Genomic DNA, 16,408 nt, shown 5'->3' on the forward strand with positions numbered 1-16,408 from the left:
CACCCTCACGAATTGCAGGGGCACCATGAGCACCGTCAACGGCGGCATCTCCTTCTGGTACGCGAAGTCCGGCGTCCCCGTGCCGCGCGAGCCGCTGCCGGGCGACGCGACCGCCGACGTGTGCATCGTCGGCGGCGGATACACCGGCCTGTGGACCGCGTACTACCTGAAGAAAGCCGTGCCCTTCCTGCGGATCGTCGTCCTGGAGCAGCGCTTCTGCGGCTACGGCGCCTCCGGGCGCAACGGCGGCTGGCTCTACAACGGCATCGCCGGCCGCGACCGCTACGCCGCCCTGCACGGGCGGGACTCCGCGATCGCTCTGCAGCGGGCGATGAACGAGACGGTGGACGAGGTGGTCCGGGTCGCCGCGGAGGAGGGCATCGACGCCGACGTCCACAAGGGAGGCGTCCTGGAGGTCGCCCGCTCCCCCGCCCAGCTCGCCCGCCTGCGGGCCTTCCACGAGGCGGAGGCCGCCTACGGCGAGAAGGACCGGCTGCTGCTGGGCGCCGCCGAGTCCGCCCGGCGCGTGCGCGTCGCGGGCACGGCGGGCGGCACATGGACGCCGCACGGCGCCCGGATCCACCCGGCGAAGCTGGTGCAGGGCCTGGCGCGGGCGGTGGAGGCGCTCGGCGTGGTGATCCACGAGTCGACCCCGGTGACGGAGATCAGGCCCAAACACGCGCTGACCCCGTACGGCAGCGTGCGCGCCCCCTATGTGCTGCGCTGCACGGAGGGCTTCACGGCGGCGATCAAGGGCCACAAGCGGTCCTGGCTGCCGATGAACTCCTCGATGGTGGTGACCGAGCCGCTGCCCGCCGAGGTGTGGGACACCATCGGCTGGGAGGGCCGCGAGACCCTGGGCGACATGGCGCACGCCTATATGTACGCGCAGCGCACGGCCGACGACCGGATCGCCCTCGGCGGCCGGGGGGTGCCGTACCGATTCGGGTCGCGCACCGACAACGACGGGCGCACCCGGCCGGAGACGGTCGAGGCGCTGCGCGCGATCCTGCTGCGCTTCTTCCCGGCCGCGGGACCGGTCGGGATCGAGCACGCGTGGTCGGGCGTGCTGGGTGTGCCGCGCGACTGGTGCGCGACGGTGGAGCTGGACCGCTCGACGGGGCTCGGCTGGGCAGGCGGTTACGTCGGCAGTGGCGTGGCCACGGCGAACCTGGCGGCGCGCACCCTGCGGGACCTGGTGCAGCTCGACTCGGGGCAGGGCCACGGCACGGAGCTGACGGCCCTGCCCTGGGTGCACCACCGCGTCCGCCGCTGGGAGCCGGAACCCTTCCGCTGGATCGGCGTGCACGGCCTCTACGCGGCCTACCGCGCCGCCGACCGGCGCGAGCAGTCCGGCCGCAGCGCCGCGACGGACTCCCTGGCCCGGGTGGCCGACCGGATATCGGGGCGCCGGTAACGATCCCGGGCCCTGGGCCGCGCACAGGCCCCCCGAACCTCCAGCACCCCACGGATCCCCATCGTTTACTTTCCGTTCATCCAGACTCCGTACGGTCGCCACCGCCACTGTCCGATCAAACGAATGCCTGGGTACATGGAACACATCACGCTCCTGATCGGAATCGTGATTATCACCGCACTCGTGTTCGACTTCACGAACGGTTTCCACGACACCGCCAATGCGATGGCCACCACCATCTCCACTGGCGCACTGGCTCCCCGGACAGCGGTGGCGATGTCCGCCGTGCTGAACCTCGTCGGAGCGTTCCTCTCCGTGGAGGTCGCCAAGACCATCTCCGGGGGAATCCTCGACGAGACCGCGGGGATCAGGCCCGAGGTGATCTTCGCCGGACTCGTCGGCGCCATCGTCTGGAATCTGCTGACGTGGCTGGCGGGGCTCCCCTCCAGTTCCTCGCACGCGCTGTTCGGCGGGCTGATCGGCGCCTCCGTCGCGTCCGCCGGATTCGGGGCGGTCAACGGCGACGCGGTCGTCATGAAGGTGCTCATCCCGGCCGTCTGCGCCCCGGTCGTCGCCGGGGTCGCCGCGCTGCTGGCGACCCGCCTGACCTACCGCATCGGCCGCGGCACCGACCCGGCCGCGACCGCCAAGGGCTACCGGGCAGGGCAGATCGCCTCGGCGGGACTGGTCTCCCTCGCGCACGGCACGAACGACGCCCAGAAGACGATGGGCGTCATCACGCTCGCCCTCATCGCGGGCAACGTCGTCGCCCCCGACTCCGACCCGCCGCTGTGGGTCATCGTCTCCGCGGGTCTGGCCATCGCGCTCGGCACCTTCATCGGCGGCTGGCGGATCATCCGCACCATGGGCAAGGGCATCACCGACATCCAGCCGCCGCAGGGCTTCGCCGCCCAGACCGGCGCCGCGGCCGTCATCCTGGCCTCCTCGCACCTCGGCTTCTCGCTGTCCACCACGCAGGTCTGCTCCGGTTCCGTCATGGGCGCGGGTGTGGGCCGCAAGGGCGGCGTCGTCCGCTGGAGCACCGCGGGCCGCATGGTCGCCGCCTGGGCGCTGACGCTGCCGGCCGCCGGCCTGGTCGCGGCGGGCGCCGCGCTCCTGGCCGACCAGAGCGACCTGGGCGTCACCGCGGTCGCCGTGCTGGCGCTCGCGGTGTGCGCGGCAATCTGGGTGGCCGCGCGCCGCAGGCCGATCGACCACACCAACGTCAACGCCGACGGCCTGGACGCCGGGGAGCCGGGGATCGTGACCGCGGCCATCGCCGTCGTGACGCCGCCGCCCGCGGGCACTCTCTCCCCCGTCACGAAAACCGCCGACACCGACCACGCCAAGGCCACCGCCTGAGGGCGGGCACCGCCCTACAGGTCCCGGAAGGACACAGCAGCATGCACATCGACTGGGCTGCCCTCGGCTCCGTCTTCGGCGTCAGCCTCGCCGTCACCGTCGGCCTCGTCGGCCTCTTCACCCTCGGCATCGTGGGCCTGTCGCGGCCGGCCGCGACAGGCGGCGGGCAGGGCGCCGTGGTGCGCGCGGGCGCGTACGCGTGCTTCGCGCTGTGCGCGGCGGCCGTGGCGTACGGGATCCTCCTGATCGCCGCCTGACGCCCCGCCAGGCGGTGTGAACTCGGCCTCAGCTCCCGGCCTTTCCGGTCGTGAGCTGGGGTTTCCGTCTTTCCCTGGCAATTCGGGGTGAGTTGACGGGCCGGATCGGCGCGTGGTGGTATCGGAACCGCCACACGGCGGCAGGAGAGGAAGTCCGGTGCGAATCCGGCGCGGTCCCGCCACTGTCACCGGGGAGCGCGCCTCCACCAGCGGCCACGGCCCCGTACCACGGGCCGGAAGGCCGGGGGTGCCGCCGATCCGGGAGCCAGGAGACTCTCACCGCCGGTCACGTCGATCCAGGGCGCGGACCCTGAGTGAGGACACCAGCGATGGGCGGCAACCGCCGTACACCCGACGCCGGCCCTGCCGCGCCCTCCGTCTTCGCCGCCGGGGCGGCCCTCGGCTGGCTGGCCGACCTCGCCCTCGCCGACCCGCGCCGCGGGCATCCTGTGGCGGTCTTCGGGCGCGCGGCAGGCGCATTGGAGCGCGCGTTGTGGCACGACCATCGCGGCCGGGGCGCCCTCTACACCGTGTTGTGCGCCGGGGGCGCCGCGGCGGCCGCCGCGGGGACCGCACGCGCGGTACGCCGCTCCCCCACCGCGTCGGTGGCCCTGACCGCGGCCGCGACCTGGGCGGTGCTCGGCGGTACGTCACTGGCCCGTGAGGCGCGGACGATCGGCGCCGCCCTCGCCGCCGGGGACACCGCGGCGGCGCGGGCCCGGCTGCCCCATCTGTGCGGGCGGGACCCGCAGGCCCTGGACGAGCGGCAGATGGCCCGTGCGGTCGTCGAGTCGGTCGCCGAGAACACCTCCGACGCCGTCGTGGGCGCCCTGGTGTGGGGCGCGTTGGGCGGTGTGCCGGGGCTCGTGGGCTTCCGGGCGGTCAACACCCTTGACGCGATGGTCGGTCACAAGTCGCCGCGCTTCAGCCGGTTCGGCTGGGCGTCGGCCCGGCTGGACGACGTCGCCGGCTTCCCCGGCGCCCGGCTGACCGCCGCGCTCACCGTGCTGGCGGGCCCCGACCGGCGGGGCGCGTGGCGGGCCTGGCGTGAGGACGGCGGCCGGCACCCCAGCCCGAACGCCGGTCCCGTGGAGGCCTCGTTCGCCGGGGCGCTCGGCGTACGGCTCGGGGGGACGCTGGCCTACGGGGGCCGGGTCGAGCACCGGCCCGTACTCGGCGCCGGCAACCGGCCGGTGGAGGTGGCCGACATCGAGCGGGCGGTGCGGTTGTCGCGGCGGGTGAGCGCGCTGGCCCTGGCGGTCACGGCCGGGGGCCGGCTGGCCTGGCACGGGCTCGCCCGGAGGGGGAACGCATGAGCGGCGGCGCGCTGTTGGTCGCGGGCACCACCTCGGACGCCGGCAAGAGCGTCGTCACCGCCGGCATCTGCCGCTGGCTGGCCCGCCAAGGCGTGTCCGTGGCGCCCTTCAAGGCGCAGAACATGTCGTTGAACTCGTACGTGACGCGCGAGGGCGCCGAGATCGGCCGCGCGCAGGCCATGCAGGCGCAGGCCGCACGCGTGGAGCCGTCCGCGCTGATGAACCCGGTGCTGCTCAAGCCGGGCGGCGACCGCACGAGCCAGGTCGTCCTGATGGGCCGCCCGGTGGGCGAGATGAGCGCGCGCGGCTACCACAACGGGCGCCGCTCGGAACTGCTGGAGACCGTCACCGCCTGTCTGGAGGAGCTGCGCTCCCGCCACGACGCCGTCATCTGCGAGGGCGCGGGCAGCCCGGCCGAGATCAACCTGCGGCACGGCGACATCGTCAACATGGGCCTGGCCAGGGCCGCGCGGCTGCCCGTGGTCGTCGTCGGCGACATCGACCGGGGCGGGGTCTTCGCGTCCTTCTTCGGCACGACCGCGCTGCTGAGCCGCGAGGACCAGGAGCTGGTCTGCGGCTACCTCGTCAACAAGTTCCGCGGCGACGTCTCGTTGCTGGAACCCGGGCTGGAGATGCTGCGCGGGCTGACCGGACGCCGCTTCTACGGCGTCCTGCCGTTTCGGCACGGCCTCGGCATCGACGAGGAGGACGGGCTGCGGATGTCGCTGCGCGGCACCGTGCGGGAGTCGAGCACGACGCCGCCGCACGGCGAGGACGTGCTGCGGATCGCCGTCGCCGCGGTCCCCCTGATGTCCAACTTCACCGACGTGGACGCCCTGGCCGCCGAACCCGGCGTCGTCGTGCGGTTCGCCGACCGGCCCGAGGAGCTCGCGGACGCCGACCTCGTCGTCCTGCCCGGCACCCGGGGGACGGTCAAGGCGCTGGAGTGGCTGCGCCGGCGCGGGCTGGCCGACGCGATCGTGCGGCGCGCGGCGGAGGGCCGCCCGGTGCTCGGCATCTGCGGCGGCTTCCAGATGCTGGCCGAGTCGATCGACGACCCCGTCGAGTCGCGGGCCGGTCTCGTGCCCGGCCTCGGCCTGCTGCCGGTACGGGTGCGCTTCGCGCCCGGCAAGACCCTGGCCCGGCCGTCGGGCAAGGCCTACGGAGAGACCGTCGAGGGGTACGAGATCCACCACGGCGTCGCCGACGTCCGCGGCGGCGACGAACCGTTTCTCGACGGCTGCCGCACCGGCTCCGTCTGGGGCACCCACTGGCACGGCTCCCTGGAGAGCGACGGCTTCCGCCGCGCCTTCCTCCACCGCGTCGCGGAAGCCTCGGGTCGCCGTTTCGTCCCGGCGCCGGACACGGCCTTCGCGGCGCTGCGCGAGGAGCAGCTCGACCGTCTGGGCGACCTCATCGAGGAGCACGCCGACACCGGCGCCCTCCTCCGCCTCATCGAGTCCGGGCCCCCGCCCGGGCTTCCCTTCGTCCCCCCGGGCGCGCCGTGACCCGCCCGCCCCGGTCGTACCGTGATGTCCGTTCCCACGAGGAGGCAGCCGCGTGAGCACCCCTTATCCCTTCACCGCGATCGTCGGGATGGAGGACCTGCGGCTGGCGCTGCTGCTGAACGCGGTGAGCCCGGCCGTGGGCGGCGTGCTGGTGCGCGGTGAGAAGGGCACGGCGAAGTCCACGGCGGTGCGCGCGCTGGCGGCGTTGATGCCGCGGGTGGACGTGGTCGCGGGCTGCCGCTTCAGTTGCGATCCGGGGTCGCCGGACCCGGCGTGCCCTGACGGGCCGCACCCGTCCGGCGCGGAGCCGGGGTCGCGGCCGGCGCGGATGGTGGAGCTGCCGGTGGGCGCGTCCGAGGACCGCCTGGTCGGGGCGCTGGACATCGAACGGGCGCTGGCGGAGGGCGTGAAGGCCTTCGAGCCGGGCCTGCTGGCCGACGCGCACCGCGGCGTGCTGTACGTGGACGAGGTGAACCTGCTCCACGACCACCTGGTCGACCTGCTGCTGGACGCCGCCGCGATGGGCGCGTCCTACGTCGAGCGGGAGGGCGTCTCGGTACGCCACGCCGCGCGGTTCCTCCTCGTGGGCACGATGAACCCCGAGGAGGGCGAGCTGCGCCCGCAGTTGCTGGACCGTTTCGGGCTGACCGTGGAGGTCCGCGCGTCGCGGGAGACCGACGAGCGGGTGGAGGTCGTGCGCCGCAGGCTGGCCTACGACGAGGACCCGGCGGTGTTCGCCGCCAAGTGGGAGGCCGAGGAGGGCTCGCTGCGGGCCCGCATCGCGGCGGCGCGGGCGCTGCTGCCCTCGGTCCGGCTCGGGGACGGCTCGCTGCGCCAGATAGCCGCGACGTGCGCGGCGTTCGAGGTGGACGGCATGCGCGCGGACATCGTCATGGCGCGTACGGCGACCGCACTGGCCGCCTGGGACGGCCGTACGGAGGTGACCGACGCGGACGTGCGGCAGGCCGCCCTGCTCGCGCTGCCGCACCGCAGGCGCCGCAACCCCTTCGACGCGCCGGGGCTGGACGAGGACAAGCTCGACGAGACGCTGGAGCAGCACCGCGGCGGGGACGACGACCCCGATCCCGAGCCTGACCCGGACCCCGGCCCGGACGGCGGCGGCGGCGGTGATGGCGACGGCGGCGGGCAGCCGCCTCAGGCCGACGGCGGCACGCCGGAAGCCCCTTCGGACACCGCCCCCGACAGCACCCCCGGTGCCGCGCCCGGCGCCGGTGCGCCCCGCGAGCAGGCGGCGGTGCCCTCGGCGGAGCCGTTCACGGCACGCGCACTGACCGTGCCGGGTCTCGGCGAGGGCGCCGCGGGACGCCGGTCCCGGGCCCGCACCGCGCACGGCAGGACCACGGGCGCCCGCCGCCCGCAGGGCACGCTGTCCAAGCTGCACCTGGCCGCGACCGTCCAGGCCGCCGCCCCGCACCAGCGGGCCCGCGGCCGCGGCGGCCCGGGGCTGGTGATCCGCCGGGACGACCTGCGCGAGGCGGTGCGCGAGGGCCGCGAGGGCAACCTCGTGCTGTTCGTGGTGGACGCCTCCGGCTCCATGGCGGCCCGGCGGCGCATGGGCGCGGTGAAGGGCGCCGTGCTCTCGCTGCTGCTCGACGCCTACCAGCGGCGCGACAAGGTCGGGTTGATCACCTTCCGCGGCACGGACGCCGAACTGGCCCTGCCGCCGACCTCCTCGGTGGACGCGGGCGCGGCGCGCCTGGAGAAGCTGCCGACGGGCGGCCGCACGCCGCTGGCCGCCGGTCTGCTCAAGGCGCACGAGGTGCTGCGCGTGGAGCGGCTGCGCGACGCCTCGCGCCGCCCGCTGCTGGTGGTCGTCACCGACGGCCGGGCGACCGGCGGCCCCGAGCCCCTGCCCCTGGCGTCGCGGGCCGCCCGCCTGCTGGCCGCGGGCGGCGTCGCCTCAGTGGTGGTCGACTGCGAGACCGGGCCGGTGCGCCTGGGGCTCGCGGGCGTGCTGGCGCGCGAACTGCGCGGCACCGCCGTGACGTTGGACGAGCTGCGCGCGGACAGCGTCGCGGCACTGGTGCGGGACGTACGGAGGGCCGCGTAATGCCACAGGGACAGCCGAGCGTCGTGCCGGAGGACGGGCTGACCACGCGCCAGCGCCGCAACCGGCCGCTGGTCATGGTGCACACCGGGACCGGCAAGGGGAAGTCGACCGCGGCCTTCGGGCTCGCGCTGCGGGCGTGGAACCAGGGCTGGCCGGTCGGGGTGTTCCAGTTCGTCAAGTCGGCGAAGTGGAAGGTCGGCGAGGAGCGGGCGCTGCGTGTGCTCGGCGCCTCCGGCGAGGGCGGCACCGTCGCCTGGCACAAGATGGGCGAGGGCTGGTCCTGGGTGCAGCGGGACATCCACGACGTCATGGCGAGTGAGGACGCCGCCCGTGAGGGCTGGGAGCAGGTCAAGCGGGACCTCGCCGCCGAGACCTACCGGCTGTACGTGCTGGACGAGTTCGCGTACCCGCTGCACTGGGGGTGGATCGACACCGACGAGGTGGTCTCGGTGCTGCGCGACCGGCCCGGCACCCAGCACGTCGTCGTCACCGGCCGCAACGCCCCGCAGCCGCTGCTGGACTTCGCGGACCTGGTCACCGAGATGGGCAAGGTCAAGCACCCGATGGACGCCGGCCAGAAGGGCCAGAAGGGCATCGAGTGGTAGCCAGGCTCGTCATCGCGGCCCCGGCGTCGGGCAGCGGCAAGACCACGGTGGCCACGGGCCTGATGGCCGCCTTCGCCGAGGCCGGGCTCGCGGTCTCCCCGCACAAGGTGGGCCCGGACTACATCGACCCCGGCTACCACGCGCTGGCCACCGGCCGCCCGGGCCGCAACCTCGACGCGTACATGTGCGGTCCTGAGCGGATCGCGCCGCTGTTCCTGCACGGGGCGCGCGGCGCCGACCTCGCGGTCGTGGAGGGCGTGATGGGGCTCTTCGACGGGGCCTCGGGGATGGGCGAACTGGCGTCCACCGCGCACGTGGCGAAGCTGCTGCGGGCACCGGTGGTGCTGGTGGTCGACGCCTCCTCGCAGTCCCGGTCCGTGGCGGCGCTGGTGCACGGCTTCGCCTCCTGGGACCCGGAGGTACGGGTCGCGGGCGTCATCCTCAACAAGGTCGGCTCCGACCGCCACGAGGAGCTGCTGCGCGACGCGCTGGACGGCGCGGGCGTGCCGGTGCTGGGCGCGCTCCGCCGGGACTCCGCGGTCGGCACGCCCTCGCGGCACCTGGGGCTGGTGCCGGTCGCCGAACGGCGCGCGGACGCCGTGGAGGCGGTCCGGACCCTGGCGGCGCGGGTGCGGGCCGGCTGCGACATGGACGCGCTGCTGGCGCTCGCGCGCAGTGCCCCCCCGCTCGCGGGCGAGCCCTGGGATCCGCGGGCGGCGATCGGCCCGGCCGGTCCCGCCGCCGCGGGCGGGCGGCCGGTGGTCGCCGTGGCGGGCGGCGCGGCGTTCACCTTCTCCTACGCCGAGCACGTCGAACTGCTCGCCGCCGCCGGGGCGGAGGTCGTCACCTTCGACCCGCTGCGTGACGAGCGGCTGCCCGAGGACAGCGCCGGACTGGTCGTCGGCGGCGGCTTCCCGGAGATGCACGCGCCCGAACTGTCCGCCAACGTGCCGCTGCGCGAGGCCGTCGCGGCCTTCACGGGCCCGGTGACGGCGGAGTGCGCCGGGCTGCTGTACCTCGCGCGCGAGCTCGACGGACGTCCCATGTGCGGGGTCCTGGACGCGACGGCCCGGATGTCGCAGCGGCTGACCCTGGGCTATCGCGAGGCGGTCGCCGTGGCGGACAACGTACTGGCGGCGGCCGGGACGCGGGTACGGGGGCACGAGTTCCACCGGACGGTCGTCGAACCCGGCGCGGGCGCCGTCCCGGCATGGGGGTTCACCCGGCCCGAGCGGCGTGTGGAGGGCTTTGTGCGGGGCGCCGTCCACGCGTCGTACCTCCATGTGCACTGGGCCGCCGAGCCGTCGCTCGCGCGGCGGTTCGTCGCGGCCTGCGCGTCCGCGTGAGCGTCCCCGCGGCCGAAGTGACGGCGCTCGTACGGCAAGTGCCGGCCGCCGCGGGCCCGGGCCACCCAACCGTCCCCGACATGGGCGGCCGTCGCGCCCCGCACGGCCGGGAGCGCCGGAGCGCCCTCGCGGTCGAAGGGGCCGCACCGGAGACGGAGCCCGGCTCCGACCCCGGGAGTACGGCCGCGGTGGCGCGCCGTCGCGGTCTCGCGACATGCAGCGGGCAACCAGCAGACCGGCACCCGTGCCGGAGCACCTCGGCCCGGGAGCGCGTCGGGCCGGGGCGGCGCGGGGAGGGCGGCGCGGCCGACGTGACCGTGGTCGTCGGCGTCGGCGCGAGCCGGGGCGTCCCGGCGGCCGAAATGCTGGCGCTCGTGCGGCTGGTACTGGCCGCGGCGGGCACGGGGAGCGCGTGCCTGGCGGCGCTCGCCACCCTGGACGCCCGGGCGCGCGAGCCGGGGATCGTGGCCGCCGCCGAGGCGCTGGGGGTGCCCCTGCTGGCGTACGACGCCGATACGCTGGCCGCCGTGGATGTGCCGACGCCCTCCGGAGCAGCACTGGCCGCCGTGGGCACGCCGTCCGTGGCCGAGGCGGCGGCGCTCGCCGCGGCGCCCGGCGGCGAACTGCTCGTCCCGAAGACGAAGTCCGTGCCCGGCGGCGGGGGCACGGCCCGGGCCACGGCCGCCGTGGCGCGCCGCCGCGGCCCCGCGGCAGGCACCAGCGAGGAGACAGCACGGTGAGCATCCCGCCCGAGGACGTACTGGAGCGGCGCGTCGACGCGGCGCTGGGCGGCGGACGGCGTGCCCCGCAGGACCTGGCCGGCACCATGGTGCTGCTCGTCGCCGCCGGGTCCCCGGAGCCCGTGGACAACGCGGAGGCGGTGCGGGCGGCCCGCCTGCTGTGGGAGGGACGCGGGTACGCGGGCGTGGAGACCGCCTTCGTGTCCGCGGCTGCCCCCGACGTACCGGCCGGACTGGACCGCTGCCGGCGGCTGGGGGCGCGGCGGATCGTCGTGCTGCCCGCCGTCCTGGCGGACGGGGAGCCGGCCCGGCGGGCGCGGCAGCAGGCCGAAGGCTGGGCGGAGGCGCACCCCGGGCTCGACGTGCGCTGGGCGGGGGCGCACCCCGCCGAGTCCGCAGCCGAACCCGACGACGGCCACGACCTGCGCCACCACGGCGACGTCGAGGTGCGCGACGACGGCGGCACGCTCACCGACCTGGCCGTCAACGTGCGCACCGGCACGCCGCCCGGCTGGCTGCGCGAACGCGTCACCGCGGCCCTGGACGGCCTGGCGGCCTACCCCGACGGGCGGCCCGCGCGCCGGGCCGTGGCGGTGCGGCACGGCAGGCCGCCGGAGGAAGTACTGCTGACCGCCGGCGCGGCGGAGGCGTTCGTCCTGCTGGCCCGGGCGCTCGGGGCACGCCATCCGGCCGTGGTGCACCCGCAGTTCACCGAGCCGGAGGCGGCGCTGAGGGACGCCGGGCACAGCGTCCACCGCGTTCTGCTGACCGCGGGGAACGGGTTCCGGCTGGACGCGGACGCCGTGCCGGCGCGAGCCGATCTCGTCGTGCTCGGCAACCCCACGAACCCCACCTCAGTCCTGCACCCCGCCGAGGAGATCGTGCGCCTGGCGCGTCCCGGCCGCACCCTGGTGGTGGACGAGGCGTTCATGGACGCGGTGCCGGGCGAGTACGAGTCGCTGGCCGGCCGGCGCGACGTGCCCGGGCTGCTGGTGCTGCGCAGCCTCACCAAGACGTGGGGGCTGGCGGGCCTGCGGGTGGGCTACGTCCTGGGCGACCGGGAGCGGATCGCGGCGCTGGAGCGGGCGCAGCCGCTGTGGCCGGTGTCCTCGCCCGGCCTGGCGGCGATCGAGGCGTGCTGCGCGCCCGCCGCGCTCGCCGAGGCGGAGCGGGCGGCACGGCAGGTCGCCGGCGACCGCGGTCATCTGCTCGCGCGGCTCGCCGAGTTCGAGGGCGTCGAGGTGGCGGGCCCGGCACTGGGCCCCTTCGTCCTGGTGCGCCTGCCGGAGGCGGCCGCCGTGCGCGAACGGCTGCGGGAACTGGGCTTCGCGGTACGCCGCGCGGACACCTTCCCCGGCCTCGGCCCGCAATGGCTGCGGCTCTCGGTACGCGACCGGGAGACCACGGACCGCTTCGCGGTGGCGCTGGCCAAGGCGGTCGCGGTCAGCTCCTGACCCCGAAAGCCTGGGGATCGACGCCACCCAGGGCCGGAGGGACCTCCCGGCGCGGATACGCTGCGACGCTTCGCGAACCGGGCTTCGCCGCACACCACGCCGACACCTTCCCCGGCCCTGGGCCCCAGTGGCTGCCGTTCCCGGTGCGCGACCCAAGGCGGTCGCGGTCAGCTCCTGACCCCGAGCGCCTGGAGGTCGATGCCGCCCAGGGCCGGGTGGACGTAGGCGTTGGTCACGCGCGCGGAGCGGTAGTTGAGCCGCCGGTCGTAGAGGAAGGGCAGCAGGGTACCGCGGTCCTGGGCGGTGGAGTCGACGGTCCGCCACAGGTTGTCGGCGGCGTTGCGGTCGGTCTCGGTGTCGGCCTCGTCCATCAGGGCGTTGATCTCGCGGTCGTCGAGGGCGGCGTAGTTGCTGGGGCTGCCGGGCAGCAGCAGGGGCCGCAGGAAGCCCGCGGGCGACGGCCAGTCGGACTGCCAGGTGATCAGCGCGATGCCCCAGCCCTTGGCCTTGAGCCGCTTCTGGTCGGCGAGGACGGGGTAGTAGTCGGCGGCGTCGGGTGTCTCGACCGTCGCCTTGACGCCTATCGCGGCGAGCTGGCCGCGCAGCGACTCGGCGGCCCTTCGGGCGACCGGGTCGCTGCCCGAGGCGGCGATGACGGTGCTGAACCCCTTGGCGTGGCCGCAGTCGCCGAGGAAGCGCCGGGCCTGCTCGGGGTAGCTGCCGCCGGTCGCGGTGCCGTAGGTGTCCAGGTGACGGTCGTAGCCGCCGACGGTCGGGGGCAGCATGCCGCCCGCAATGTCGCCGGCGTTCTCACCACCGAGAGCGGCGCGCAGGGCGCGGCGGTCGGTGGCGTACTGCACGGCCCAGCGGCAGCGGTAGTCGTCGAAGGGCGGCACGGCGGTCTGCAGCGAGAAGTAGCGCACGGCGCCGGTCGTGACGAGGTCGGCGCGGGACTTCAGGGCGTCGTCGGCGAGGATCCTGGCGCGGGCGGCGTCCCGCACCCCGGTCTGAGCGGCGTCGAGGTCGGCGGTGCCGTCGAGCAGCGCGGCGTCCACGGCCGCGGCGTCGGGGGCGATCGTCAGCTCGACGGTGTCCGGGAGGGCGGTGCGGATGGAGTCGGTCGAGGCGTCCCACCGATCGTTGCGGACGAGCCTGAGCTCCTTGGCGGCGTCGTAGGAGGCGATCCGGTAGGGGCCGCTGGCGACCGGCTGCTTCTCGTAACTCGTCTTGGTGTCCTTGCCCTTGGGTACGGGCGAGGCCATGGGCAGGGCGAGCACGTACGGGAAGTCGGCGAAGGGAGCGTCGAGGTGGAAGACGATCGTGCGGTCGTCGGGGGTGTCGACGCTCTTCAGGCCCAGTTGGTCCGGGTCGGTGTCCTTGTAGGGGCCGGGATAGTTCTGGCCCTGGTCGAGCAGATCACGCAGATGCGTGGGCCCGCCGGCGTACAGGTCGGCGGCGAAGGTGCGCTCGATGCCGTACTTGACGTCCTCGGAGGTGATGGGCGTGCCGTCCTCGAAGGCGATGTTCTCCTTGAGGGTGTACGTGTACGTGCGGCCGCCGTCCGAGATTTGCCCGGTGGTGGTGGCCAGGTCCGGGGCCAGGCGCGTGCCCGCGGCGCCGGGCTGCGGGGCGAAGTCGACAAGCTTGCGGAGGTAGAGGCGGCCGAGGTTCCACACCAGCGGGGAGTAGGTGCGGGCCGGGTCGAGGGAGTCCGGCGCGTATGCGGAGACCAGCCGCAAGGTGCCTCCCTTGGCCCCGGAGGGGCTGACGGCTCCGGTCAGCGCCCCGTTGTAGCCGCTGGCGGACTTGCGGGCGGCGATCAGGTCCTGGGCGACCGGCGTGACGGGGTCCTTCTTCCCGTCGTCGCCGAAGGGGTCCACGACGACGGCCACGGTGATCAGCACGGCGGCCACGGCGGCGGTGGCCGCGGCGATGAAACCCCAGCGACGGCGCGGCGCCCGGCTGCCGGGAACGGGGGTCGTCGGCGCGGGGTCCCAGGCGGGGCGCAGCGCGGGAGCGGCCCAGGGGCCGTACGACGGGGGGTTGTAGGCGGGGTGCTGCGGCACCGGGGCCCGCTGCGGCTGCGGGGGCAGCGCGCGCGGCGCGGTCGGCGGGGTGCGCGAGGCGAGCCAGCCGTTCAGCCGGTCCTTCATCTGGCCGGCGCTCTGCGGGCGCAGTGCCGGATTCTTGGACAGCGCGGAGAGCACGATCGCGTCGAGCGCGGGCGGCACCAGCGGGTTGCGCGCGGAGGGCGGCATGGGCATCTGGTGGACGTGCGCGTACATCACCCCCAGCGGGGTGGCGCCCGCGAACGGCACGGTGCCGGTGAGGAGTTCGGTGAGCATGCAGGCGACCGCGTACAGGTCGCTGCGGGCGTCGACGGCGTCCCCCGCGCACTGCTCTGGGGCCATGTAGCCGGGGGTGCCGATGGCGGAGCCGGTGCCGGTGAGACCGGTGAGGGAGTGCACGACACGGGCGATGCCGAAGTCGGCGACCTTGACCGCTCCCCCGGTGGTGATCAGCACGTTGGAGGGCTTCACGTCGCGGTGCACCAGGCCGCGGGCATGGGCGTGGGCGAGCGCGTCCAGGATGTCGCAGGTGATGCGGACGGCCCGCTCGATCTCCATCGGGGCCTGGTCGCGGGCGAGTTCGGACAGGGTCCGGCCCTCGATGTGCTCCATGACGAGAAAGGGGACGACCGCGTCCTGCGTGGTGATCTCGTCCTGGTCGTGGACGGTCACGATGCCGGGGTGGTTGAGGCCGGCGGCGGCCCTCGCCTCGCGGGCGAAGCGGCGGCGGGCCTCGGGGTCGCGCGCCAGCTCCGGCAGCAGGGTCTTGAGGGCGACGGTGCGGCCCAGGCGCGTGTCGTACGCGAGATGGACCCGGGCCATCCCCCCGGACCCGAGCAGCGCCCGGATCTCGTACCGTCCCCCGAACATGAGACCCCCCGGCCCCGTCCGCGGCGGGCGCGCGGACACTCTCATCAGGGTAGTGGAAACACCCCTTTTGAGACGCGGGCCGTTACGCGCCTGTGGACAACGGCCGCGGAGGGCGGCCGCGGACACGCGGCACACGCCGCCCGCCGCCGCCCTCCGCGGACCCCTCCCCCATTGACCCCTGAACCGCCCCCGGGGTCACCCGGACCCGTCAGTCCCGGGTGTTCTGGGTCGCCGTCCTGCGGCGGGTCATACGGATCACGACGAAGCCGGCGGCGAAGAGCAGCACCGAACCGCCCGCGAGGTAGGGCGTCATGCTGCCGCTGCCGGTCTCGGCGAGGTTCCCGGCCTCGGCCTGGACGGACGGGGCGGAACTGGGCGATCCGGTGGCGTTCGCCGGCTCGGCGGACGCGCTCGGCGAGGGGGACGTGCCGGGCTCCTCGGACTCGCCGCCGGTCTGCGGCGTGGGCGTCGCGCTGCCCTCGTCCTCCCCGCCGGGCTTGCCACCGCCGTGCCCGCCCCCGTTGCCGCCGCCATTACCGCCGTGCCCGCCTCCGTTGCCTCCGCCGTGCCCGCCGCCCCCGTGCTCGCCGCGGCGCGGCGTCTCGCAAGTGGCCTGCACGAGCGTGACCGTGCCCTTGACGTCGGCGACGTTCAGCTTGAGCGGATTGATGGAGACGGAGAGTTCCAGGGCGGTGGCCGCGGCCGTGCGCGAGGTGACGACCTTCTTGGCGAGGTCGAGGCGGACCTCGCCGACGCCGGGCACCTTCACCTCGGTGGGACCGCCCGCGGAGACCCGGACGCGCTTGCCGAGTACGGTGACCCAGCCCGGCATCTCCGTGTCGGCGACGGGACGTTCGCCGGACTCGCAGGTGGCGCGCGAGGTGATCGTGTCGGCCTTGATGAGCCCGATGAGCGGCAGTCCTGGGACATGGACGCGCGCGTGCACGAGGTTGGCGTACCCCTCCGCCTTGTGGCGGTCGACGGTGGCCCGGGCGGTGGCGACATCCGCTCGCAGGACGCTGAACGGGCGGCCTCGGTCGACTCCGTCTAGGGTCGCGGTGAGCGCGGTCTTGTCGGCGCTCGCGGGCGCCTGGACGTCGTTGAGCGAGAGGTTGAGCGGTACGTCGACGGTCTTGTTGAGCAGGGACACATCCAGGCCGGCGCGCAGGACGACGGCGCCGGCCTTGCCGGACCCGCCGTGCGACCCCTCGGTGGCCGCGGCCGGGGACGCCGGCCCGAGCGCGAGGGCGCCCGCCGCCAGCGCGACGGCGGCCCCCAGCGAGGCAGCCGAACGGCGTGCGGGCATGCTGAAGGGAGAGCTGTACAAGGTGGAAAACCCCCAACTGGTCATGGAGTCGCCACGGCGCCGCTGAAGGGGACAGCGCGCTCGCCG

12 protein-coding genes, 1 pseudogene and 1 riboswitch are annotated in these 16,408 nt (G+C 75.2%); of the genes and pseudogenes, 11 read left to right on the forward strand and 2 right to left on the reverse strand.

Translation table 11 applies throughout. The features are described 5' to 3' along the window. Positions 1-25 precede the first annotated feature (25 nt). The 11 genes and pseudogenes from ACFWVC_RS15190 to cobC all read left to right on the forward strand — a co-directional run bounded on the left by ACFWVC_RS15190 (position 26) and on the right by cobC (position 12,076). Positions 26-1,417: an NAD(P)/FAD-dependent oxidoreductase gene (locus tag ACFWVC_RS15190; RefSeq protein ID WP_384284575.1), complete on the forward strand. Its 1,392-nt coding sequence runs from the start codon at positions 26-28 to the stop codon at positions 1,415-1,417. Positions 1,418-1,552: 135 nt separating this feature from the next. Further along, positions 1,553-2,779 carry an anion permease gene (locus ACFWVC_RS15195; protein ID WP_384284577.1) on the forward strand — a complete coding sequence of 409 codons (1,227 nt, stop codon included), beginning with the start codon at positions 1,553-1,555 and terminating at the stop codon, positions 2,777-2,779. A gap of 41 nt (positions 2,780-2,820) precedes the next feature. Further along, positions 2,821-3,036 carry a hypothetical protein gene (locus ACFWVC_RS15200; protein ID WP_384284579.1) on the forward strand — a complete coding sequence of 72 codons (216 nt, stop codon included), beginning with the start codon at positions 2,821-2,823 and terminating at the stop codon, positions 3,034-3,036. Between the two features lie 145 nt (positions 3,037-3,181). After that, a riboswitch (cobalamin riboswitch) is annotated at positions 3,182-3,312 on the forward strand. A gap of 53 nt (positions 3,313-3,365) precedes the next feature. Continuing rightward, positions 3,366-4,352: a cobalamin biosynthesis protein gene (locus ACFWVC_RS15205; RefSeq protein WP_384284582.1), complete on the forward strand. Its 987-nt coding sequence runs from the start codon at positions 3,366-3,368 to the stop codon at positions 4,350-4,352. Continuing rightward, complete coding sequence (locus ACFWVC_RS15210; RefSeq protein ID WP_384284584.1) at positions 4,349-5,860, forward strand: cobyric acid synthase; 1,512 nt, start codon at positions 4,349-4,351, stop codon at positions 5,858-5,860. The genes ACFWVC_RS15205 and ACFWVC_RS15210 overlap by 4 nt, the downstream gene beginning before the upstream one ends. A 52-nt stretch (positions 5,861-5,912) precedes the next feature. Then, positions 5,913-7,931 carry a putative cobaltochelatase gene (locus ACFWVC_RS15215; protein ID WP_384284586.1) on the forward strand — a complete coding sequence of 673 codons (2,019 nt, stop codon included), beginning with the start codon at positions 5,913-5,915 and terminating at the stop codon, positions 7,929-7,931. Continuing rightward, a complete protein-coding gene (cobO, locus tag ACFWVC_RS15220; RefSeq protein ID WP_384284590.1) occupies positions 7,931-8,536 on the forward strand; it encodes a cob(I)yrinic acid a,c-diamide adenosyltransferase in 606 nt (201 codons plus the stop codon). The genes ACFWVC_RS15215 and cobO overlap by 1 nt, the downstream gene beginning before the upstream one ends. Then, complete coding sequence (locus ACFWVC_RS15225; protein WP_384284592.1) at positions 8,530-9,882, forward strand: cobyrinate a,c-diamide synthase; 1,353 nt, start codon at positions 8,530-8,532, stop codon at positions 9,880-9,882. The genes cobO and ACFWVC_RS15225 overlap by 7 nt, the downstream gene beginning before the upstream one ends. A 311-nt stretch (positions 9,883-10,193) precedes the next feature. Further along, positions 10,194-10,622, forward strand: a complete 429-nt coding sequence (locus ACFWVC_RS15230; protein ID WP_384284594.1) for a cobalamin biosynthesis protein — start codon at positions 10,194-10,196, stop codon at positions 10,620-10,622. Positions 10,623-10,708: 86 nt separating this feature from the next. Further along, a pseudogene (locus ACFWVC_RS15235) lies at positions 10,709-10,930 on the forward strand (CbiX/SirB N-terminal domain-containing protein); the annotation flags it as partial. 54 nt (positions 10,931-10,984) lie between these two features. Then, on the forward strand, positions 10,985-12,076 hold the full coding sequence (cobC, locus tag ACFWVC_RS15240; protein ID WP_384284776.1) for an Rv2231c family pyridoxal phosphate-dependent protein CobC: 1,092 nt from the start codon (positions 10,985-10,987) through the stop codon (positions 12,074-12,076). Between the two features lie 167 nt (positions 12,077-12,243). Here cobC and ACFWVC_RS15245 read toward each other — a convergent pair whose 3' ends face one another. Together ACFWVC_RS15245 and ACFWVC_RS15250 are read right to left on the reverse strand one after the other, a co-directional pair. After that, entirely contained in the window at positions 12,244-15,015 is a 2,772-nt protein-coding gene (locus ACFWVC_RS15245; protein ID WP_384284596.1) for an ABC transporter substrate-binding protein, read from the reverse strand. Between the two features lie 208 nt (positions 15,016-15,223). Next, positions 15,224-16,321 (reverse strand): SCO1860 family LAETG-anchored protein, encoded by a 1,098-nt coding sequence (locus ACFWVC_RS15250; protein ID WP_384284599.1) that lies wholly within the window; start codon positions 16,319-16,321, stop codon positions 15,224-15,226. Positions 16,322-16,408: the final 87 nt, after the last annotated feature.

Source organism: Streptomyces sp. NPDC058691, from assembly GCF_042714775.1.
Lineage (GTDB): Bacteria > Actinomycetota > Actinomycetes > Streptomycetales > Streptomycetaceae > Actinacidiphila.